The following is a 22,360-nucleotide window of genomic DNA, read 5'->3' on the forward strand; positions in this document are numbered from 1 at the left end:
CATTTCCGACAAATCTCACGCTAAGCCTAAAACATTACAAAAAGTAGGATATTTGTGACATGTAAAAAACCATATCACAAAAGCCTACTCTTTTATTTTTGTGATATCACAATATTGTATAAGGGATTTTGTGATATATTTTATCTATATTATTATTGTTGTTTTTTAATGCGATCAGTATTCTTCACCTGTATTAATACTCATCGCTTCCAAAATCATCCTATTCTTTTCGTCTCTCCAAGAATCGTCCTTTGTAATTACAGTAATATTATTTTCATCTTTAGTAGTATTAGCTGCAGCTGCTTTATATACTTTTTCTCTATTCGATTTCATAAATTCTGCGAAGAAAGTAATAGTCTTATCGTCCTTTTTATATTTATATCTCTTGATCTTATTCTTATTCATATTATGCCACTCCTGATCTTACCTAATCAACACCATATATATACTATAGTTTATTTAAATCTACTTTGCCCGCATGGAATATATGCTGAAACTGATAATAATATTTTTTTGCTTATAAACAATCACCAATGTAACCTTAAACTTCAGACTACATAATATATTGTGCGTCACAAGATATATTATTATATAACAAATTATTCAAGAAAGGTGTGGTATTATGGCTACAGTATCAGGTCGAGTTGTATTCGACAGAGATAGAAGCGCCACAATAAATGCTGGAGACTCAGGTTTAGCCAACGTGCCTGTGGTATTACAGAATACTGCAACAAATACTAGACTTGTAGTTCTTACAGATGCTAATGGAAATTATTCCTTTGAAAATGTCCCAAACAGTGATTATAGAATAGTAGAATCCTTTGGAACACCCGGAGGCGTTCCAACACCAGGAGATTTCAATAACGCAGTAGTTGGACCTGTTCCAGTTGGAACAAATCCTCCAATAAGTTTTGCAACGAATCCTCCACCAGGTTCAACTAATTTAGATTCTTTAACTCCAGATACACTTTTAGTAACTGTTACCGGAGCAAATTTAACAAATGAAAATTTCCTTGATGGTCCAGTTATATATACACCTATACAAAATATACTAGATCCATGTGTGTCAGTTTCAAATGTAAATCTTATTAATGTTGCTGATAATGGAACATTTGGTTTTTTTCCTCCAGGTACTCCTGCTAATACGGGTGTTCCAGTTGAACCTTACCCAGGCGTAACCCCAGATTTCACCTATGTATTACCGGATCCAACTAAGTTTACACCTATTGGTGGTGAATATACAGTACAAAACATTATGACTGATGCAATGAGTAATGAAATAGGTGCTTGGTGGCGTATTGCTGATCATACTACAGGAAATGAAACAGGAAGAATGATGGTGATAAATGGCTTTAATCCAGGGGCTGTTTTTTTTAGAGCTGTAGTTCCAGTACAGCCTAATACAAACTTTTTATTTAGTTCTTGGATTTTAAATCTATTTAAAGTAACAGGATATCCAAATCCTGAACTTGGTGTACGAATACTTGATCAAAACGGTAATGTACTATATAGTGCAACATTGGGAGCTCAGATTCCAGTTAATACAAATGCTCCTGAATGGAAACAAATAGGTACTGTAATCAATTCACAAAATAACACAAGCTTAACGGTAGAATTTTTAAGTGAAGGGCCAGAGGTTATTGGAAATGATTATGCTATAGATGATGTATCATTAAACGAAGTTCAGGTTCCTCTATTTATACCTGTAAAAACTATTAGTACCCCTGTTGCAAGTGTTGGGGAAACAGTAACCTATACAGTAACATTAGAAAATACTTGTACTAGTCCTTTAACAAATGTATTTTTTAAAGATATCGTACCAAATGGATTATTATTTGTGGCTGGTAGCGTAACAGTTAATGGAGTATCAGAGGAATCATTAGATCCTGGTATTGGATTTACTATACCGAATATTCCAGGCGGTTCTACTGCTACTGTAACTTTTGATGCTGTAGTTAACACTGTGCCAATTCCTAATCCAGCCCTTAATACAGCAACAATAAATTATTCTTATACACCTGTAGAAGGGGGAATAGAAAACAATTTTACTGTGGATTCTAATACTGTATCACTTGAAGTTAGGGCTCCTGTAGTAGCAGATATTTCAGTTATAAAAGCAGGAAGTCCAAACCCAGTAATGTCAGGACAGATTTTGACCTATACAATTGATGTATCAAACTTTGGACCATCAGATGCCGAAAATGTTGTTTTTACGGATACTATTCCAACTGAAATAACAGGAGCAGAATTCTCAACAGATGGAGGAATAACCTTTAATCCATGGCCAGGAACTCTTAGTATAGGGACATTACTAAATCAGGAAACAAAAACTATTTTAATAAGAGGAACAGTAGCTCAGGTAGCTCCAGGTTTCATAACTAATACCGCGACTGTAACATCAACAACACCAGATCCTAATCCAAGTAATAACACATCAACATCAGTTATAGAAGTTAACGAATCTACCCAAGAAGCAGATGTTGGAGTTTTTAAATCAGTAGGGCTGAATCCAGTACCGGCAGGAGGAATGGTAGTTTATCCGATTACAGTATCAAATTTTGGACCAGCAGATGCTCAAAATGTTGTTTTAACGGATGCTATTCCGCCCGAAATTACAGGAGTAGAATTCTCAACAGATGGAGGATCAACTTTTAGTCCATGGCCAGGAAGTCTTAATATAGGAACATTACCAGCTGGAGCATCAAGAACTATTATAATTAGAGCGACAGTATCGCAATCAGCTACAGGGATTATAAGTAATACCGCAGAGGTAAGTTCAACAACGCCAGATCCTAATCCAAGCAATAACACATCTACAGTAGATGTGGAAGTTATTCCAGTTGTAAGGGAAGCCGATGTTTCAGTTGTAAAAACAGCAAATCCAAACCCAGTAATAGCAGGAGAAGTACTAACCTATACACTTGTAGTATCCAACGCAGGACCAAATGATGCACAAAATGTTATTGTAAATGATAATGTTTCACCTAGCATTATAGGGCCAGAATTCTCAACAAATGGAGGAGTAACATTTAATCCATGGCCAGGAAGTCTTAATATAGGAACATTACCAGCTGGAGCATCAAGAACTATTATAATTAGAGGGACAGTATCGCAATCAGCTACAGGATGTATAAATAATACTGCAATTGTAACTTCAACAACGCCAGATCCTAATCTTCTTAATAATGTATCATCTATATGTGTAGAGGTCCAGGCTGCAGTACCAGGAGAAGCCGATGTTTCAGTTGTAAAAACAGCAAATCCAAACCCAGTAATAGCAGGAGAAGTACTAACCTATACACTTGTAGTATCCAACGCAGGACCAAATGATGCACAAAATGTTATTGTAAATGATAATGTTTCACCTAGCATTATAGGGCCAGAATTCTCAACAAATGGAGGAGTAACATTTAATCCATGGCCAGGAAGTCTTAATATAGGAACATTACCAGCTGGAGCATCAAGAACTATTATAATTAGAGGGACAGTATCGCAATCAGCTACAGGATGTATAAATAATACTGCAATTGTAACTTCAACAACGCCGGATCCTAATCTTCTTAATAATGTATCATCTATATGTGTAGAGGTCCAGGCTGCAGTACCAGGAGAAGCCGATGTTTCAGTTGTAAAAACAGCAAATCCAAACCCAGTAATAGCAGGAGAAGTACTGACCTATACACTTGTAGTATCCAACGCAGGACCAAATGATGCACAAAATGTTATTGTAAATGATAATGTTTCACCTAGCATTATAGGGCCAGAATTCTCAACAAATGGAGGAGTAACATTTAATCCATGGCCAGGAAGTCTTAATATAGGAACATTACCAGCTGGAGCATCAAGAACTATTATAATTAGAGGGACAGTATCGCAATCAGCTACAGGATGTATAAATAATACTGCATTAGTAACTTCAACAACGCCGGATCCTAATTTTCTTAATAATGTATCATCTATATGTGTAAAGGTCCAGTCTGCAGTACCAGGAGAAGTCGATATTTCAGTTACAAAATCAGCAATTCCTAATCCAGTAGCGCTGGGGCAGACATTAAAGTATACAATTGTAGTATCAAATGCAGGACCATCAGATGCTCAAAATGTTGTTTTGACAGATGCCATTCCATCAGAGATTATCAATCCAGAGTTCTCTACAGACGGAGGGGTAACTTGGAATCCTTGGACGGGAAGCTATAATATAGGCACATTAGCAAATGGTGCTTCCATAACCATTTTAATTAGAGGAACAGTAGGTTCATCAGCTACAGGTACCATATCCAATACTGCTAATATTACTTCTACTACACCAGATCCTGATCTATGCAATAACACATTTACAGTAATTTCAGTAGTATCAAGTGCATCAGCTGATATTTCAGTTAAAAAATCAGCAGCTCCTAATCCAGTAGCGGCAGGACAGAGATTAAAGTATAGAATTGTAGCATCGAATGCTGGACCATCAGATGCTCAAAATGTTGTTTTGACAGATGCTATTCCACCAGAGATTATCAATCCAGAATTCTCTACAGACGGAGGCGTAACTTGGAATCCTTGGACGGGAAGCTATAATATAGGCACATTACCACATAGTGCTTCCGTAACTATTTTAATTAGAGGGACAGTAGATCCATCGGCTGCAGGTACTTTATGTAATACTGCTAATATTACTTCTACAACGCCAGATCCAAATCCAAACAACAACACATCAACGGTAAATGTATTCGTTCACAATTATTTCAAAAAATCTATTATTTGTAAAAAATAAAGGCCATAAGTATTATAATAATATGTTCTAGTGCCCTTAATATAATAGAAAAAAACCTAAACTTTAGGTAATTTAGATTGACTTAAAGCTTAGCTCCTTAATAGAATGTTAGGATTAAAACTAAAAGGAGATACCTGTAATCTTCATTAAAGGGTATCTCCTTATTTATGCATTTTGCCTACACAACTGTAGGAGGAATTGTGGGGGAGCAGGATCTGTAGTTAGTTTTTCATCTATGTTAAAAGGCTATATTACTATTTTTGCTAGTGTATTTATGATTCTTATGGACTTAAGTATGTTGCAGCCATTTTCATTTTCTATGGATAGGCTTAAAACCTATTATTTATTCTTTTCAACAACAGGATTATCTTCATAGCTAACCCAATCGCTATATCCACCTACATACAGCTTCGGATTCAGTCCAATCTCTTCCATAAACAGAATATTAACTGTTCCAGTTATACCCGAACCACAATGTACAATTACTTCTTCGAATTTTTTCAGAGGTTCAAAATAATTTATTAAATCTTCTATAGACATTATTTGCCCATCAGATACTAAATTCATCCAAGGATAGTTTAATGCATTAGGAATGTGTCCTGCTACCCTATCAATTGGCTCAATCTCACCAGAATACCTTTCTGATGCTCGTGAATCAACTATAGCTGTACTATTAGAATCAATAGCTGCTTTTACATATCTCATATCTACTTGCATAGAATAATCTACATTTAAACTTAAAGAATTAGATGGCTCAGGTTTTACTACTTCGCTGGTTACTTCAGGGTTGTTATCAAGCCACTTCTTCATACCGCCTTCTAGAATAAATACATCACTTTTCCCGATATATTTTAAAAGCCACCATAGTCTTCCAGCTATTGCTAGATCACCACTATCATATATTACTATTATAGAATCATCATTTACACCTAACATTTTCATATCTTCTATAAATTTCTCCATATTTGGAAGTGGGTGTCTACCGCCATGTATACCTAATTCACCTGTCATAGTTTCTTCAAGATTAACAAATTGGGCTCCTATAATATGACTTTTTTTATATTCCCTAAAACCAAGATCAGGTTCATTTAGATCTCCTCGAACATCTAATATAATCAAATCTTCTTTTGATAAATTATCTAATAACCACTGTTGAGACACTATATTTTTCATGTTTGCCTCCATAATATTTATTGTTTTTTAAGTTAAATAGCTATTATAATTAGATTATACCCTCTTACTATATTGTCTAACTTCAAAAAATTAAAGAAAAGATATTTAGTTTATTCCTTTAAAATATATTACATAATTTTCGCAAAATTTTGTGTTAAAATATGATAATATTGTAGTTGAAAAATTTAAGGGAGTGATTTAGTACTTGATGAAAATGTAGATATGGAAGAGATAAAAGTAAGAGAAAGAGCTTTAAAGCTATAATTAAATAAATTAGTCTAACTAAGAATCAATTGAATTTTTAAGTTTTAAAAATAAAATGAGAAAAAACTAAGTAAAGGTTCTTTCTCATTCTATTTCCAGGAATAGTATTTATATAAATAACTGCATATCAGATTCTAATGCATCCTTTAAATAAGTTTTTGCATCAATTACTTCCAGTTCTGGGATTAGCTCTTCTTCTTTAAAACCCATAATCTCCATTGATAACTTACAGCCACAGAAACGAACTCCTTTTTTTCTAGCTCCATTTAAGAAATCTATTAAACGGGGTGCTTCATTATCATCCATCATGTCTAACATCATCTCTTTCCCTATTCCACTAAAATTCATTTTGGAAAGAGGTAGCTGTTCAGCCCCTTTAGGTGTCATTGCACTAAACATTTTTTCATACATTGTTTTATCATTCATTATAACCTTGTCTGGTTCTCTTAATAAACATAGTCCCCAAAATGCAAAGAACATAGTTACGTCTACATCCATTTCCTTTGCAGAGTTGGCTAATATTAATGCAGCCATTGCTTTGTCATATTCTCCACTAAACATAAGTAGATTTATCTTTTTATTTTCCAAGCGTATGCCTCCTTCAAATAATCTATAGCAGTAGTTATTTTGTTTTAGTATCTTTAACTCTTATTCTAATCAAAGTTCAGGATTTTATTTATAAGGCATAGGAAAATATAAAATTTCTTAATAGACACTTTTGGACAATATGTTTTGACGGAGGTTCTTCTAATTTAAAAAGTTTGAATAAAGATCTTTTTTATATTTTTCAAAATAGAATTTTCTGTTTAAGGAAATGTGGTAGAGAGCTTTTACCAAGGTATTTATCTCTTCTATGGTGTTATATATTCCCAAGCTAATCCTGACCATTCCAGGAATAGGTAGGTGACTATTCCCTATATATTTTTTTGTGTCCTCTGGGGATATGTTTAATAATCTTTGTATATAGGGCTGTGCGCAGAAACATCCATTTCTTACTGCAATACCAAACTCATGGGAAAGAATATTTGCAACTATTGAATGGTGTAGGCCCTTAATGTTAAAGGGAATAATACTTACACTTTTTCCCCTCTTTATTGGATTATGGTATAACTCAACATAAGGTATGTTTTGGAGACTGTCTATTGCATGATCCGTTAACATTTTCTCATAATCCTCTATATTATGCATACCTAGTTCATTTAAAAGTTTAATAGCCCATGTTATAGCTAAAACCCCCATAATATTAGGTGTTCCAGCCTCTTCTCTTTCCGGTGGGTCAAGCCATTCTATATGGTCATGTGTAACTATTTTTACAGTTCCTCCTCCAGAATAATCAGGAGGACTTTTCATAAAAGTTGTTTTAGGTCCAATTAAAACACCTGTACCAAAGGGAGCATACATCTTATGACCAGAGAAAACAAGATAATCGATGTGCTCTGGGCTATCAAGAGATTTCATATCTACGGGGGCATGAGGTACTAGTTGAGCACCGTCTACTAATATTTTGGCTCCATGACTATGGGCTAACTCTGCAATTTTATGAATAGGATTAATATATCCGGTTACATTGGAAGCGCCAGTAACAGTAACTAACTTTACCTTGTCATCGTATTTTATTAACTTAGATTTTAAATCTTCCATAGATAACTGTCCATATTTATCTATAGATATGTAGTCCATTTTATATTTTCCTCTCCAGGGCAAATCATTTGAATGATGTTCCATACAAGTAGATATAACTACTCCGTCTTTATATAGAGGGAGTAATTTATTAGAGAGTTTATTGATAGCCTCTGTTGCGTTTTTGACAAATATTATTGAGTGATAGTCTATATTTGCTCCTACAAATTCAGCTATTATATTTCGTGCATCATCGTAGAGCTTGGAAGAAACTTGAGACTTATATCCTGCACCACGATGTATAGAAGAATACCATGGGGAAAATTTAACAATCTCGTTCATTACATGGTTAAAAGGTGGTGTAGTTGCAGCATTATCGAAATTTATAGCAGTTGTATATGTTTGATCAGTCAGAGGTATATTTGTATCTACACCTACAACTAAATCTCTAAAGTGATAAAAAGAATTTATATATTCCATTTAGCATCACCGCCTAAAAAATATTTACTGCTTTATTTTATGCTAGATATAAGAATAAGTGATTGAAGAAAAGAAAATTAAACGCCCTCTGCTATTGTACTAACACATAGCGAGGGCAGTGTAATTTTGATGGACTATTAAGATAAAAATAGTGGAGGCACTTTACAAGGTTTTACTTCTATTTCCTTCCATACATTTCCTTTAATATATGGTTCAATCTTCAACCATTCATCTAGTTCTTCTCTCGTTGGAAAATCTACAATTAGAATAGAACCAATCATCTTTTCGTTATCATCTAATATGGCAGCAGCATATAAAAACCTTTTTTCTTTTTTCATGGAATCCATAAGTTTAACATGTTCGTCACGAGCTGCAAGACGCCTTTCTAATGCCGCCTCATCTGTTCCATCATAACCGGTAACTATAAATTGCATACACTCTCACATCCTTTTTTCTGTAGTTTAAGTATTAAGGAGCATATTATTAGTTGTATTAATTATATTCTACACTAAATATAGGGGACGCTAATTTTAGCGTCCCCATTTAAATTATTTTACTTCAACAATCCATCCTTCTGGAGCTTCAACATCACCAAATTGAATACCACAAAGAGTTTCGTATAGTTTTTTAGTAATAGGACCTACTTCAGTTTCGCTATGGAATACGTGAAGATTTCCTTTATATTCTATTCCACCAATTGGAGTAATAACTGCAGCTGTACCACATGCTCCAGCTTCTTTAAATTCATCAAGTTTGTCAACCAATACATCTCTTTCTTCTACTTCTAAACCTAAGTATTCCTTAGCTACGTGCATTAGTGAGTATTTAGTAATACTAGGTAATATAGATGGTGATTTTGGTGTTACAAACTTATTATCTTTAGTTATACCGAAAAAGTTAGCTGCACCTACCTCTTCGATTTTTGTATGGGTTGCAGGATCTAGGTAAATACAATCTGCAAATCCTTTATCAACTGCCATTTTATGAGGCATAAGACTACCCGCATAGTTACCACCTACTTTAGCGGCACCTGTGCCGTATGGAGCAGCTCTATCATAATCTGATATAGTAAAGTTTACTGGAGCCATACCGCCTTTAAAATAAGGACCTACTGGTGAGCAGAAAATACAGAATAAAAACTCTGGAGCTGGTCTTACACCTAGGTTATCTCCAACACCTATAACAAATGGACGTAGATATAGAGTTGCACCAGTTCCATAAGGTGGAACATAGGCCTCATTAGCCTTAACTAGTTGAATACAAGCATCAATGAATTTTTCCTCAGGTATTTCTGGCATTAGAATACGTCTACAACTTTCGTTCATTCTTTTAGCGTTACGATCAGGTCTGAAAAGTTGAATTTTACCATCTTTTGTTCTGTAAGCTTTCATCCCTTCAAAACATTGTTGGCCGTAGTGAAGAGCTGTAGAAGCTTCACTAATAGTTAATGTGTTGTCTTCTACTAGTTTACCTTCATCCCATTTACCATCTGACCATTTGGATACATATCTTAAATCAGTTTTTATGTATGCAAATCCTAGTTTACTCCAGTCGATATCCATAATTTTACTCATTAGTGTTCCTCCTTATAATAAATTAATCTAGACTGCCTAATTATATTATAAAAGGTTTATTAATAATTTACAAATTTAATTTATATTGTCTACAAAAGGTTTATTAGTAATTCACAAATTTAATTCATATTATCTACTTTTATAAAATGATATATATGATGATTCATTTATACTTAAGCCAATGATAATTAATAATGATATAAATACACTTTCAAGAAAAATTCCGGGATGATATACTATAGTTAGAATAGAGTAAGCAAATTATGTAAAAGTGTGATGTGAAAGGGGATAGATTTTAGATGTTGTGGTGGAGAGAAAATTTAGCAACGGGCATAAAGAGGATAGATGATCAGCATAAGGGTATTTTTGAAAAGACCGAAAAAGTTCTTTCTTTGGATTCATCATCAGATAAAAAAGCTGTTAATGATACTTTTATTTTTCTAATGAATTATTGCGTTAACCATTTTAGTGAAGAGGAACAAGCTATGTTAGAGTATGGATATAAAGACTTTAAGCATCATAGAGAGCAACATAGTTATTTTATTGAGGAACTTTATAAAATTCATACAGATGTTAAAACCAATGGCATAAACGAAGATGCACTGGACTCATTAAAAGTATTGGTAATAAATTGGTTAGCAAACCATATTAGCGAGGAAGATAAAAAGTTCGCTGGCTCTATAAATTAGTTTTAAAACGGCTTATTTAAAACCAAGGGATATATAACAATTGCCCTTGGTTTTAATAAACACTAGATAAGTTTAATAATATCAAACATACTACTAAGCACAGGCCAATTTTGTGGGGCTGATAATCCTAAAGCCCAGTAGCTAACACCCCTTAAATTGTATTCATTAACTAAGTTGTATTTAGCTTGGAAGCTTCTAGCATCGTCATACCAAACAACGTGTTGACGTCCTGATGTATCAACATAGTTAAAAAATGGAGCTTGAAATAGGGTATCATATTGTATAGTGGCACCGTACCGTGCAGCCAATTGTAATGCCTCTCTGTAATCTACTAGATTAGCTCTATCACCTGATACAAATGGTAGAGTCCAGTCAAAGCCATAAAAAGGAACTCCCATCAATATTTTTTCTCTTGGAATAACAGTAACTGCATAGTCTAAAACCTTTCTTATTTCATTAACAGGTGCTACTGCCATAGGTGGACAAGCTATACATCCCCAATCATAAGTCATAATTATTACAAAATCTAATATTTCACCTTGTGCTTTATAATCATGTCCGCCCCACCATTCTCCTGTGGTCATATCATAGGTTTTAGGTACAAGTGCAGTAGATACGGGATAGTTATATTGATGAAAGAAATTAACAGCATTTCTTAAAAAATCATTATATAACTCTCTATCTTCAGGAAATAATCTTTCAAAGTTAATATTGAGTCCATAATATCCCTTAGTTCTCATAATATTAAGTATGTTATTAAAAAGTATATTTTGTACTTCCTCGTTAATAAAAATTGCATGGGCCAAGGCTGGATCGAAATTAGCCTCTCCCTCGTTGCTGATACTAAGCAAAGGTGCCACTCCATAGTTCTTAGATGTGGTTACAATTGCATCATCATTCAGGGGCTTTAAGCTACCATCCATATTTACTACATAGCTTGATGGAGTAATATAGGTTAAATAAGTACCTACCTCATGGACTACATTTGTATCGGCTTCTGGTGTATTGGGTACAATATAACCATTTACTTCTAGTGATCTGCGGAGAATATTTATTGATGGAATGGCTAATATCATACCTGGATAAATTAAATCTGACATATTTAGGTTGTTAAAGCTTGCAATAGCTAAAGGGGATATACCAAACTTTCTGCCAATGCTGAAAAGGGTATCTCCTGGTTGAACTGAATATAATACCTGATTTGTAATTATTACTAGGGACTGACCGAGTATTAAATGGGGAAGATTTTCTAATCCGTTGTCTCTTATAAGTTGTTCTATACTTATCCCATATAAATTTGCTACAGACCACATGGTATCCCCCGGTTGCACTATATGAATATACATACATCCACTCTCCTTTTTGATATATTAATCAGTATATTCAATAGCATAGCAAGATGCCCTCATATATGTATAAGAAAATATAAAGTTTCTAACCTCTGATGGTTTTTATTTTTTTATATATTATAAAAAAGGAATTACATTGAAGAAATAGAAAGAATAATTATATGACGTAGTATTAATAGTGAGATCTATGTAACAAAACTATATAGTAAAAGACATAAAAAATAATATAATTTAAAATCGTTGACCAAAAATTTTCCTAATAGTATAATTAGTAGTTAAAAACTTGAGAATAAACTATATAGGAAAAATAGATAGGAGAGATATAATGGGAAAGGTTCAATTAATTGCCACAGCAACATTTGGCTTAGAGGCTGTAGTAGCTAGGGAAGTAAAAAGCTTAGGATATGAAGATGTAACTGTAGAAAATGGAAAGGTGATTTTTACAGCAGATGAGTCTGCTATTTGTAGAGCAAACCTTTGGCTTAGGTCAGCAGATCGTGTTTTATTAAAGGTAGGGGAGTTTAAGGCATTAACCTTCGATGAGTTATTTGAAAAAACAAAGGCACTTCCATGGGGAGATATAATACCTGAGAATGCAATATTTCCTGTTAACGGAAAGTCTATTAACTCTAAGCTTTCCAGTGTACCAGATTGCCAAGCTATTGTTAAAAAGGCAGTAGTAGAAAAAATGAAGCAAAAATACAAGAAAGAATGGTTTGAGGAAAGTGGAGCTACATACTCTATTGAAGTAGCACTATTAAAGGATATGGCTACTTTAACTATCGATACTACTGGAGCCGGATTACATAAAAGAGGGTATAGAACCCTATCAAATAAAGCTCCATTAAAGGAAACTTTGGCGGCAGCTCTTATTATGCTAAGCTACTGGAATCCTGACAGAGTACTTATAGATCCATTCTGTGGTTCCGGCACAATTCCAATAGAGGCAGCTTTAATTGGAAAAAATATTGCTCCAGGTATGAATAGAAACTTTGCTTCTGAGGAATGGGGAATGGTTTCTAAAGAACTATGGAGAAATGCGAGAAAAGAAACCCACGACTTAGCTCAGTATGACCGTCCTTTAAGAATATACGGATCAGATGTGGATGGCGATGTATTAAGTATAGCTAGATACCATGCTAGAGAAGCTGGTGTAGATGAAGATGTTCATTTCCAAAAACTAGGTGTAGCCGATTTAAGATCTAGATTTGATTATGGATGTATAATAACTAACCCACCTTACGGAGAGCGTATAGGTGAGAGAGAAGAGGTAGAAGAGCTATATAAAACTATGGGTAAGGTTTTTGGTCAGATGGATACATGGTCTAAATATGTAATTACTTCCCATGATGGATTTGAACAATTGTTTGGTAAAAAGGCAGATAGAAGAAGAAAACTTTATAACGGAAGACTTGAGTGCCAATATTATCAATATCAAGGACCGAGACCACCTAGAAGAGAAGAGTGATACTTACTTTTGAATTATTTAATTTCTTAGGTTTATTAGATTACTAAAAAAACCTTGATTTCTTGACTATAATGATATACAATAGTCTAAACAGAATATTCTTACTATTAATCTACTGCTTGTTTATCTTGATGTCACAAAACATTGCCGTAAACAAAGCTCAGTAAATGAACCTTATCATTTATTGGGCTTTTTTTGTTTTTTTGGCGATGATGATTTTCTTAGAAGAAAGGGGGCTTATAGTAATCGATATAGTGGTGAAAATAAATGAAAATATTAAGGGGGATTAGTTGTATGATTACTAGTGGGTTTACTTATTTGTCATTTATTATATTTTTTGCAGGATTAGTAGTGTGGATTGAGAAAAAGTCAGACAATAAAATTTTTAAATATGTACCTGCAGTTGTAATGATTTATTTTATTGCTATGCTGCTTTCTACTTTTGGTCTGTGGCAAAAAACAGATGATGTAAATATGTATTATTCAGCGGCTAAGAATAACTTATTACCAGCTATGATATTTCTAATGTTATTAAGATGTGATTTGCGAAAAATTATAAAACTAGGACCTAAAATGCTATTAGGATTTTTTTCAGCATCAATTAGTATTGGAATAGGGTTTATAGTTACTTATATTATTTTTAAAGGAATGTACGAGGCAGATACTTGGAAAGCCTTTGCAGCATTAGCTGGCAGTTGGATGGGTGGTACTGGAAATATGGTTGCTGTTCAAGGGGCCTTAAATTTACCAGACTCTTCCTTAGGATATACTCTTTTAATGGATTCTATTAACTACGCAGTATGGGTAATGATGTTATTAGCATGTGTACCTTATTCTAAGAAATTTAATAAATGGACTAAGTCAAATTCAGCTATTCTTGATGAGGTAGCGGAAGAATTAGCTAGTACAGATGAAAATACTAGAAAGAATATAGAGTTTGCCGATATGATTTTACTCTTAGGGACTAGTTTGTTTGTTTCTGCAATAGCAATGTTTGTATCAAACAAATTACCAAGTGGAGATTTTCTATCACCTTCAACATGGACAGTTATTATAGTTACTGTACTGGGCATTTTATTTGCTATGACTCCTTTATCTAAAGTACCTGGTTCCTCTCAAATTTCTAATGTAATGCTATATATAATAGTAGGCCTTATTGCTTCTAGAGCTAACTTTGCAGAATTAACCCAAGCACCTTTATATATTATTTCTGGATTTGTTATTTTAGCAGTACATGCAATTGTATTAGCTTTAGCCGCTAAATTATTTAAACTAGATTTATTTACTTGTGGAGTTGCAAGTTTAGCTAATATTGGTGGTGTAGCATCAGCACCAATTCTGGCTGCATCCTATAGTGAGGCACTTATCCCAATTGGGGTTCTAATGGCCATGATGGGTTATATTATAGGCACTGGAGGAGGTTTGATTGTAGGAAGAATTTTATCGATTTTATAGTTAAGTTAAAAGGAAAATCTACAATATATATAGAAATAGATAGCTATCAAAGATAAATAATAATTTCTAGAGATGCTATAATCCAAATAGCACTTAAGAATTATTATATATTAATCATATATTTAAGTTAAGGAAGTGATTTTATGTATGATAGAAATACAGTATATATTGTAGGAAATGCAAGAACCACCAGTGATAACGCTATAACTCAAAATTTCAATTCTTTTTTTATTGGATTTGTAGTAGATAGAACTACTGGAGAAATAGTAGATGTAAGTTGTTCTGCAACTATTAGTACTACTGAAAAATTCATTGCTAGCCTATTTTTAGGTAAGACTCTTAAATATTTTGATCAAAATTTGGAAGAGGAAATAAAGAGTAGATATTTTGGATCTTCCCAGAAAGCTATTATTGTTGCATATAAAGATGGAATAAAGAAATATAATGAGGCAATATGTAAAAAATCTTAAAAATATTACTAGTTGAATTTTTCAGGGGATAAAGCTCATTAAAATGAGCCAATAGATATATTAGGAAATGGGGGACACAAAATGAAAATAGTAGATATTAAATTAGGCCACATATCAATTCCCTTGAAAAAACCTTTTAAAACTGCATTAAGAACTGTAAATAGTGTAGAGGATGTTGTAGTTAAAATAATTACAGATACTGGTCATGTAGGATATGGAGAGGCACCACCTACTGGAGTTATTACTGGGGATACTACTGGAGCTATTAAAGGAGCGATAGAAGACCATATTAAAAAGCATATAGTAGGTTTAGACATATCTAACCTTGAAGAAATTATGATTAGGCTGGAAAAATCCTTAGTTAAAAACTCTAGTGCTAAGGCAGCTGTAGATATTGCACTATATGATTTGTTTGGACAGCTACATAATGCACCATTGTATAAGCTTTTAGGTGGATATAGAAAAGAGATTATAACGGATATTACAATTAGCGTAAATGATCCAGAAGAGATGGCAAAAGATAGCCTAGAAGCAGTAAATTTGGGTTACAAAACATTGAAGATAAAGGTTGGAAAGGATGCAAATCTTGATATTAAGAGGATGGAAGCTATACGAAAAGCTGTAGGCTATAATGTAGACCTGCGAATAGATGCTAACCAAGGTTGGAAGCCAAAGGAAGCTATTTATGCTCTAAGGAAGATGGAGGATGCAGGACTTAATATTGAGTTTGTGGAGCAACCTGTTTTAGCACAGGACTTTGAAGGGTTAAAGATGGTAACAGACAACGTGTTTATACCCGTATTAGCTGATGAAAGTGTTTTTTCTCCAATGGATGCTATTAAAATAATGGAAATGAGGGCCGCAGATCTTGTTAACATTAAATTAATGAAGGCTGGGGGAATACACAATGCCCTCAAAATATGTGCAGCAGCAGAAACCTATGGAGTAGAGTGTATGATAGGCTGTATGCTAGAAAGTAAAATAAGCGTAACGGCAGCAGTTCACTTAGCGGCGGCAAAGAGTATAATTACTAAAATCGACTTAGACGGACCTGTGCTATGTAGCGAAGATCCTGTAGATGGTGGAGCAATATTTGATGAATATAAAATAACTTTAACCGATGATCCAGGACTTGGATTTAAGGATGTTCGAGGGGTTAAATATTAATAGAATATAGAATGAAAATAAGATGGTTATTAGCCATCTTATTTTAACTTGCTTGCATAATAGATTTAATCTGGGCTTCTATTGATTAATGGTTAATATAAAACCATTATATTAATAATATTATTCTTCAGTACGTATTTCATATGTTATAGGTGAAGCTTTCTCTAGCATAGCAGTTACTCCACAGTATTTTTCTTGGGATAAAGATACGGCTTTCTTTAATTTGTCCATAGGAAGGTCTTTCCCTTTAAAAGTAAATACCAAATGAATCGATTTATAAATTTTTGGATGTTCCTCAGTTTGATCTGCTTCAGCTGTAATTATTACATCGTCTAATTCTACTCTCATTTTCTTTAATATGGACATAATATCAATTCCTGTACAACCAATTAATCCTGCTAATAGAAGTGCTTTTGGCCGTGGTCCTAAATCATTTCCACCGATTTCTGGAGATGCATCCGTAATAAGGGTATGACCATTTAGTTGCATTTCAAATGCCATATTTTCTTTTAAATTAGCTGTTAATTTTGTTTTACTCATTAAATTAGCTCCCTTCAATAAACTATATATCTCTATTACCCAATAATTATAAAAATATTTATTATAATTTTAAATTATGTAAATAATAAAATATTTAATTTAGTCAATACCTAAAATATGATATAGTATATACAAATACATATGCTGGAAATTAGGCACTTTATGCTGAAAAAAGGGCGGTGAAAATTTGAATACTTTATTTTCTAAATTGCAGTTTGAAAAAATATTAGATCATGTTGGCGAAGGGGTACAAGTGATTGACATTAGTGGAAAAATAGTATTTTGCAATACCTTTGCAGCTCAGCTAGATAATGTGTGTCGTGAAGAGGCAATAGGAAAGTATATTTTAGATATTTATCCTTCTTTAACAGAAGAAACAAGTACAATACTACAAGCTATTAAAACAAAAGAGCCTATTTTGAATATGCAACAAACCTTTCTTAACTATAAAGGCCATAAAATTACTACGGTTAATTCATCCATACCTATATTAGATGGTGAAGAAATATTAGGAGTGCTTGAGGTTTCAAGAGATATTACTGAAGTTAAGGCATTATCAGAAAAGCTGGTGGACTTACAGGAAAGGTTATATTCTAATACTGGTGCTAGTAAAAAAACTAGGGAAAAGGGTATGGCTAAATATACTACAAAGGATTTAATAGGAAATAGCGAAGTAATGCTAAAGCTAAAGCATAGGATTTTAAAGGCAGGGGAGACTCAGTCCCCCGTAATAGTTTTTGGAGAAACTGGAACTGGTAAAGAGCTTGTAGTACAGTCTATACATAATGCTAGCAAAAGGAAGGATAGGCCATTTGTCGCGCAAAACTGTGCTGCTCTTCCTGCTAGCTTATTAGAGAGTATTTTATTTGGTACAGTCAAAGGAAGCTTTACTGGTGCAGAGGATAGGGCAGGTTTATTTGAACTTGCTAATGGGGGGACTCTATTTCTAGATGAAATTAATTCTATGCCTGTAGAGCTTCAAGCAAAGCTTTTGAGGGTTCTACAAGAGGGATATATTCGAAGAGTAGGGGATATTCGAACCAGAGATGTAGATGTTAGAGTGATTGCAGCTATGAATATAGACCCTGTGGAGGCTGTTGAAAAAGGCAATTTGAGAAAAGACCTATTTTACCGTTTAAATGTTGTTTCTATTAGAGTACCACATTTAGCTGAAAGAAAAGAAGATATACAACACCTAGTTAAATTTTTTGTCCGAAGATTTAATTACAGATTACATAAGCAGGTACTAGGCGTTACAGATGAGATTATGGATATTTTTATGACCTACGATTGGCCGGGGAATGTTAGAGAGTTAGAGCATATTATAGAAGGTGCAATGAATGTTATGGATGGTAGATTTATAGAAAAGGATGACCTGTCCTACCATTTGCCTATAAATCAATATGGCTACCAAAACAAGAATATAAAAGAAGATTTAGATTTGAAGGGAAGACTAGAGAAGGTGGAAAAGCAATATATACAAGAAGCTTTGAATAGCTCTAGTGGTAATATTACAAATGCCGCGAAAGAGCTTGGAATACCTAGACAAACACTTCAATATAAAAAAATTAAATATAATCTATAAGGGAAATTATACTAAAGATGTAATGGTACAAAAAATACTGACCACTTAAAAAAACCGCCTAATTTTGGGCGGTTATTATTATGTAAACTATTATGGATATTAATTACTAACTATTTATTACATTGTAATCCCTTGAATTTACATGATTACAAAAAAATACGCTCGATAATTTAGCATATATTCTAAATTTGCAGAATTGGCATAAAAATTGCATTTTTATAATAAGGTGGTAGTAAAATCTTAGTGAATATAGGGGGATTGATGATTATGAAAAAGGGATGTCCTTACGGCACCCATAGGGTAATTGAACCTAAGGGAGTTTTGCCGCAGCCAGCAATTAAAATTTCTAATGATATGGAAATTTACGATAACGAAATATTGATTGATGTACAGACATTAAATATAGACTCTGCAAGCTTTACTCAAATAAAAGAAGAAGCTGGAGGAGACTTAGAAAAGATAAAGGAAATTATGTTAAACATAGTGGAAACAAAGGGAAAACATCAAAATCCTGTTACTGGTTCTGGTGGGATGTTAATAGGATCAGTGGAAAAAATCGGACCGGCACTTGAAGGAAAAACTAATTTAAAAGTAGGGGACAAGATAGCAACCTTAGTATCTCTATCACTTACACCACTTAGAATTGATAACATAAAGGAAATTCGTAAAGACATAGATCAGGTAGATATTGATGGGAAAGCTATTTTATTTGAAAGTGGCATTTACGCAGTTATTCCAGAGGATCTTCCAGAGAATCTAGTCCTTTCTGTATTAGATGTGGCTGGTGCTCCTGCTCAAACAGCAAAGCTAGTAAAACCAGGCAACAATGTTGTAATTATTGGCGGTACAGGAAAGTCTGGTATGCTCTGCTTATACGAAGCAAAAAAACGTGCTGGTGTTACTGGAAAGGTAGTTTGTGTAGATTATAGCGCAAAATCAATTGAAAGAGCAAAAAATGCTAACTTAGCCGATTTCTATGTTGAAGCGGATGCAACAGATGCAGTTGGATTAATGGAAAAAATAAAGGAAGTAACCAATGGAGAAATGGCTGATATCGTTATTAATTGCGTTAATATTCCTAATACAGAAATGGGAAGTATTTTATCTGCAAAAAATGATGGTATAGTTTATTTCTTTAGCATGGCAACCAGCTTTACAAAGGCTGCATTAGGAGCAGAAGGGGTAGGCCAGGATACTACTATGATAATGGGTAATGGATATACAAAGGGACATGGGGAAATAGCTCTTCAAATTATGAGGGAAAGTGAAGTTTTAAGTAAAATTTATCAGGAGTTATATGCTTAGAATGTTAAATTTTCAATAAACACTATTTAATAAGGGGAGAGTGTATTATGTCTAATTATAAGGATATAAAGATGTGGGAAGATGTACCAGAAGACCAATGGAATGATTGGCAATGGCAGGTTAGAAATAGAATCACAACTGTAGAAGACCTAAAGAAAGTAATAAACATTACGGAAGAAGAAGAAAAGGGTATAAATGAATGTCTTAAAACACTTAGAATGGGCATTACACCATACTATGCTTCTTTAATGGATAAGGACGATCCTAGCTGTCCTATTAGAAAGCAAGCAGTACCTATTATGACAGAACTCCATAAAAGTGATGCAGATATGGATGACCCACTTCATGAGGATGCAGACTCTCCAGTTCCAGGTCTTACTCACAGATATCCAGATAGAGTCTTACTACTTATTACAGATATGTGTTCTATGTACTGCAGACACTGTACTAGAAGAAGATTTGCAGGACAAAATGATACAGCTATGCCAATACATAGAATAGATGCCGCTATCGAATATATTGCAAAAACGCCTCAAGTAAGGGATGTACTTTTATCTGGTGGAGATTGCCTATTAGTTTCTGATGAAAAGCTTGAATATATTATTAGTAAATTAAGACAAATAGAGCATGTTGAAATTATCCGTTTAGGTAGTAGGACTCCTGTAGTTATGCCACAGAGAATTACACCAAACCTTGTAAATATGCTAAAAAAATATCATCCAATTTGGCTAAATACCCACTTCAATCATCCTAAGGAGCTAACTGAAGAAGCTAAAAAAGCATTGGATTTACTTGCAGATTCGGGTATACCACTTGGAAATCAATCTGTGCTTTTAAGAGGGGTTAACGATTGTGTTCATGTAATGAAGGATTTGGTACAAGGATTAGTTAAAGAAAGAGTTAGACCTTACTATATTTATCAATGTGACCTATCCATGGGTATTGAGCACTTTAGAACTTCAGTAGCTAAAGGAATCGAAATTATAGAAGGGCTAAGGGGCCATACATCTGGCTATGCAGTACCTACATTTGTAGTAGACGCACCTGGTGGTGGTGGAAAGATACCAGTAATGCCGAATTATGTTATATCTCAATCTCACAATAAGGTTGTGCTTCGTAACTACGAAGGAGTTATTACAACATATACAGAGCCAGATAAATATAAGGATAAATGTAGCTGCCCTGTATGTTCAGGAGAAAAAGAAGTTAAGCTACATGGAGTGGCAGGACTTGTACAAGGTAATGGAATATCCTTAGAGCCTGCACAGCTGGAAAGACATAATCGTAGTAATCACTAGAAAGAACGGAGGACTTAGGTCCTCCTCAATTTAAGTACTTGAATTTTTTAGCAAATGTTAAAAGTTGAGTGCGTCATGGAGCGGTGCGGTAGCAACAATGAAATTTTAAGATTGGGTGAGTCTGTATGAAATTATTCGATTTAATATATCCCTACTATAAAATAGTATCTTTAATAGGAATGGCAAAAAATGCAGGTAAAACTATGGTTCTCAATCATATAATAGAGGAAGCTATTGAAAATGATGTTAAAATAGGACTTACCTCTACTGGTAGAGATGGGGAAAGAGAAGACATAGTTACCAAGACTGAAAAACCAACTATTTATGTTGAAAGAGGAACAATAATAGCTACTGCAAAAGATCTTTTATTAAAATGTGAAGCTAAGGTAGAAATTTTAGAAGTTACACCCTACACCACTTCTTTAGGAGAAGTTATAATAGGAAAAGTACGTTCCTGTGGACTAATCCAGTTGGCAGGACCAGACGTAAATGCATATATGAAGGATGTAGCTAATAAAATGCTAAGCTATGGTGCGGCTATTGTTCTAATAGATGGCGCTATAGACAGAAAAAGTGTAGCTTCTCCTTGGATAGCAGATGCAGCTATTTTATCCACTGGAGCAGTGATTAGCAGAAATGTTGAAGTGGTTAAAAATGAAACCATTCATCAAGTAGAGCTTTTTCAATTGGAAGAGGTTAAGTGTGAGAGCCTTAAAAAGATAGCGGCTGAAATATATGAAAGAAAAGGCTACGCTATAGTAGATAAAAATGGAAGTGTAGAGGAATTATCAATAAAAACCGCATTAAATAGTGGTACTATTATTGGAAGTGCAATAAATGAAGATAGTAAATTTGTTATATTAAGTGGATCTTTAGTAGAGAGAGTAATTACACATATTATGGATGTATGTCCCTATTATAAAGATGTAACCTTTATAGTACAGGACGCCACGAAGATTTTTATAGATAGGAGAAGCTGGAGAGCTTTCAAAAGTAGAGGAATTAAAGTTAAAGTTTTGCATCCGATTAAAATTTTAGCAGTTACTACAAATCCCTATGCACCAGAAGGGTATTTTTTCGAGCCTCAAGGCTTTCTGCAACATATGAGGCAAGCATTGTCCCCTATATCTGTTATTGATGTGAAGCTGGAGGAATAAA

At 33.9% G+C, this 22,360-nt stretch carries 18 protein-coding genes; 10 read left to right on the forward strand and 8 right to left on the reverse strand.

Going from position 1 to position 22,360, the window contains the following annotated elements:
• Positions 1 to 174: 174 nt before the first annotated feature.
• On the reverse strand, positions 175 to 405 hold the full coding sequence (locus tag HYG84_RS07650; protein WP_212381799.1) for a hypothetical protein: 231 nt from the start codon (positions 403 to 405) through the stop codon (positions 175 to 177).
• 217 nt (positions 406 to 622) lie between these two features.
• Between HYG84_RS07650 and HYG84_RS07655 the strand changes: the two genes are divergently transcribed.
• Complete coding sequence (locus HYG84_RS07655; protein WP_212381801.1) at positions 623 to 4,765, forward strand: DUF11 domain-containing protein; 4,143 nt, start codon at positions 623 to 625, stop codon at positions 4,763 to 4,765.
• A 339-nt stretch (positions 4,766 to 5,104) separates the two neighbouring features.
• Here HYG84_RS07655 and HYG84_RS07660 read toward each other — a convergent pair whose 3' ends face one another.
• The 5 genes from HYG84_RS07660 to HYG84_RS07680 form a co-directional block, all read right to left on the reverse strand.
• Positions 5,105 to 5,938: a sulfurtransferase gene (locus HYG84_RS07660; RefSeq protein ID WP_212381803.1), complete on the reverse strand. Its 834-nt coding sequence runs from the start codon at positions 5,936 to 5,938 to the stop codon at positions 5,105 to 5,107.
• A gap of 372 nt (positions 5,939 to 6,310) precedes the next feature.
• Positions 6,311 to 6,790: a DsrE/DsrF/DrsH-like family protein gene (locus tag HYG84_RS07665; RefSeq protein ID WP_212381805.1), complete on the reverse strand. Its 480-nt coding sequence runs from the start codon at positions 6,788 to 6,790 to the stop codon at positions 6,311 to 6,313.
• Between the two features lie 159 nt (positions 6,791 to 6,949).
• On the reverse strand, positions 6,950 to 8,302 hold the full coding sequence (locus tag HYG84_RS07670) for an aminotransferase class V-fold PLP-dependent enzyme (RefSeq protein ID WP_212381807.1): 1,353 nt from the start codon (positions 8,300 to 8,302) through the stop codon (positions 6,950 to 6,952).
• A 137-nt stretch (positions 8,303 to 8,439) separates the two neighbouring features.
• Complete coding sequence (locus tag HYG84_RS07675) at positions 8,440 to 8,736, reverse strand: YciI family protein (RefSeq protein WP_212381809.1); 297 nt, start codon at positions 8,734 to 8,736, stop codon at positions 8,440 to 8,442.
• A 114-nt stretch (positions 8,737 to 8,850) separates the two neighbouring features.
• A complete protein-coding gene (locus tag HYG84_RS07680; RefSeq protein ID WP_212381812.1) occupies positions 8,851 to 9,876 on the reverse strand; it encodes a branched-chain amino acid aminotransferase in 1,026 nt (341 codons plus the stop codon).
• 299 nt (positions 9,877 to 10,175) lie between these two features.
• Here HYG84_RS07680 and HYG84_RS07685 point away from each other — a divergent pair, with 299 nt between their 5' ends.
• Entirely contained in the window at positions 10,176 to 10,565 is a 390-nt protein-coding gene (locus tag HYG84_RS07685) for a bacteriohemerythrin (RefSeq protein WP_212381813.1), read from the forward strand.
• Between the two features lie 62 nt (positions 10,566 to 10,627).
• Here the strand turns inward: HYG84_RS07685 and HYG84_RS07690 are convergent, their stop codons facing one another.
• Entirely contained in the window at positions 10,628 to 11,911 is a 1,284-nt protein-coding gene (locus tag HYG84_RS07690; protein WP_212381815.1) for a glycosyl hydrolase family 18 protein, read from the reverse strand.
• A gap of 328 nt (positions 11,912 to 12,239) precedes the next feature.
• Here HYG84_RS07690 and HYG84_RS07695 point away from each other — a divergent pair, with 328 nt between their 5' ends.
• The 4 genes from HYG84_RS07695 to HYG84_RS07710 all read left to right on the forward strand — a co-directional run bounded on the left by HYG84_RS07695 (position 12,240) and on the right by HYG84_RS07710 (position 16,474).
• A complete protein-coding gene (locus HYG84_RS07695) occupies positions 12,240 to 13,382 on the forward strand; it encodes a THUMP domain-containing class I SAM-dependent RNA methyltransferase (RefSeq protein WP_212381817.1) in 1,143 nt (380 codons plus the stop codon).
• A gap of 294 nt (positions 13,383 to 13,676) precedes the next feature.
• Entirely contained in the window at positions 13,677 to 14,837 is a 1,161-nt protein-coding gene (locus HYG84_RS07700) for a DUF819 family protein (RefSeq protein WP_212381818.1), read from the forward strand.
• Between the two features lie 143 nt (positions 14,838 to 14,980).
• The gene (locus HYG84_RS07705; protein ID WP_212381819.1) at positions 14,981 to 15,307 is read left to right on the forward strand and encodes a DUF3870 domain-containing protein; all 327 of its coding nucleotides are present in this window, start codon (positions 14,981 to 14,983) and stop codon (positions 15,305 to 15,307) included.
• Positions 15,308 to 15,388: 81 nt separating this feature from the next.
• Positions 15,389 to 16,474 carry a dipeptide epimerase gene (locus HYG84_RS07710; RefSeq protein ID WP_212381820.1) on the forward strand — a complete coding sequence of 362 codons (1,086 nt, stop codon included), beginning with the start codon at positions 15,389 to 15,391 and terminating at the stop codon, positions 16,472 to 16,474.
• A 120-nt stretch (positions 16,475 to 16,594) separates the two neighbouring features.
• Here the strand turns inward: HYG84_RS07710 and HYG84_RS07715 are convergent, their stop codons facing one another.
• Positions 16,595 to 17,014: an OsmC family protein gene (locus HYG84_RS07715; RefSeq protein WP_212381821.1), complete on the reverse strand. Its 420-nt coding sequence runs from the start codon at positions 17,012 to 17,014 to the stop codon at positions 16,595 to 16,597.
• 187 nt (positions 17,015 to 17,201) lie between these two features.
• Between HYG84_RS07715 and HYG84_RS07720 the strand changes: the two genes are divergently transcribed.
• The 4 genes from HYG84_RS07720 to HYG84_RS07735 all read left to right on the forward strand — a co-directional run bounded on the left by HYG84_RS07720 (position 17,202) and on the right by HYG84_RS07735 (position 22,359).
• Complete coding sequence (locus HYG84_RS07720) at positions 17,202 to 18,599, forward strand: sigma-54 interaction domain-containing protein (RefSeq protein ID WP_212381822.1); 1,398 nt, start codon at positions 17,202 to 17,204, stop codon at positions 18,597 to 18,599.
• 267 nt (positions 18,600 to 18,866) lie between these two features.
• Entirely contained in the window at positions 18,867 to 19,904 is a 1,038-nt protein-coding gene (locus tag HYG84_RS07725) for a zinc-binding dehydrogenase (RefSeq protein ID WP_212381824.1), read from the forward strand.
• A gap of 47 nt (positions 19,905 to 19,951) precedes the next feature.
• On the forward strand, positions 19,952 to 21,202 hold the full coding sequence (ablA, locus tag HYG84_RS07730) for a lysine 2,3-aminomutase (RefSeq protein WP_212381826.1): 1,251 nt from the start codon (positions 19,952 to 19,954) through the stop codon (positions 21,200 to 21,202).
• A 125-nt stretch (positions 21,203 to 21,327) separates the two neighbouring features.
• Complete coding sequence (locus tag HYG84_RS07735) at positions 21,328 to 22,359, forward strand: hypothetical protein (RefSeq protein ID WP_212381828.1); 1,032 nt, start codon at positions 21,328 to 21,330, stop codon at positions 22,357 to 22,359.
• The last annotated feature ends 1 nt before the right edge of the window (position 22,360 follow it).

It is taken from the genome of Alkaliphilus sp. B6464 (assembly GCF_018141165.1).
Lineage (GTDB): Bacteria > Bacillota > Clostridia > Peptostreptococcales > Natronincolaceae > Alkaliphilus_B.

Bases quoted from the DNA above. Each gene is read 5' to 3' on its own strand.
- HYG84_RS07650 (WP_212381799.1), bottom strand. From the start codon at position 405: ATGAATAAGAATAAGATCAAGAGATATAAATATAAAAAGGACGATAAG.
- HYG84_RS07655 (WP_212381801.1), top strand. From the start codon at position 623: ATGGCTACAGTATCAGGTCGAGTTGTATTCGACAGAGATAGAAGCGCC.
- HYG84_RS07660 (WP_212381803.1), bottom strand. From the start codon at position 5,938: ATGAAAAATATAGTGTCTCAACAGTGGTTATTAGATAATTTATCAAAA.
- HYG84_RS07670 (WP_212381807.1), bottom strand. From the start codon at position 8,302: ATGGAATATATAAATTCTTTTTATCACTTTAGAGATTTAGTTGTAGGT.
- HYG84_RS07675 (WP_212381809.1), bottom strand. From the start codon at position 8,736: ATGCAATTTATAGTTACCGGTTATGATGGAACAGATGAGGCGGCATTA.
- HYG84_RS07680 (WP_212381812.1), bottom strand. From the start codon at position 9,876: ATGAGTAAAATTATGGATATCGACTGGAGTAAACTAGGATTTGCATAC.
- HYG84_RS07685 (WP_212381813.1), top strand. From the start codon at position 10,176: ATGTTGTGGTGGAGAGAAAATTTAGCAACGGGCATAAAGAGGATAGAT.
- HYG84_RS07690 (WP_212381815.1), bottom strand. From the start codon at position 11,911: ATGTATATTCATATAGTGCAACCGGGGGATACCATGTGGTCTGTAGCA.
- HYG84_RS07695 (WP_212381817.1), top strand. From the start codon at position 12,240: ATGGGAAAGGTTCAATTAATTGCCACAGCAACATTTGGCTTAGAGGCT.
- HYG84_RS07700 (WP_212381818.1), top strand. From the start codon at position 13,677: ATGATTACTAGTGGGTTTACTTATTTGTCATTTATTATATTTTTTGCA.
- HYG84_RS07705 (WP_212381819.1), top strand. From the start codon at position 14,981: ATGTATGATAGAAATACAGTATATATTGTAGGAAATGCAAGAACCACC.
- HYG84_RS07710 (WP_212381820.1), top strand. From the start codon at position 15,389: ATGAAAATAGTAGATATTAAATTAGGCCACATATCAATTCCCTTGAAA.
- HYG84_RS07715 (WP_212381821.1), bottom strand. From the start codon at position 17,014: ATGAGTAAAACAAAATTAACAGCTAATTTAAAAGAAAATATGGCATTT.
- HYG84_RS07725 (WP_212381824.1), top strand. From the start codon at position 18,867: ATGAAAAAGGGATGTCCTTACGGCACCCATAGGGTAATTGAACCTAAG.
- ablA (WP_212381826.1), top strand. From the start codon at position 19,952: ATGTCTAATTATAAGGATATAAAGATGTGGGAAGATGTACCAGAAGAC.
- HYG84_RS07735 (WP_212381828.1), top strand. From the start codon at position 21,328: ATGAAATTATTCGATTTAATATATCCCTACTATAAAATAGTATCTTTA.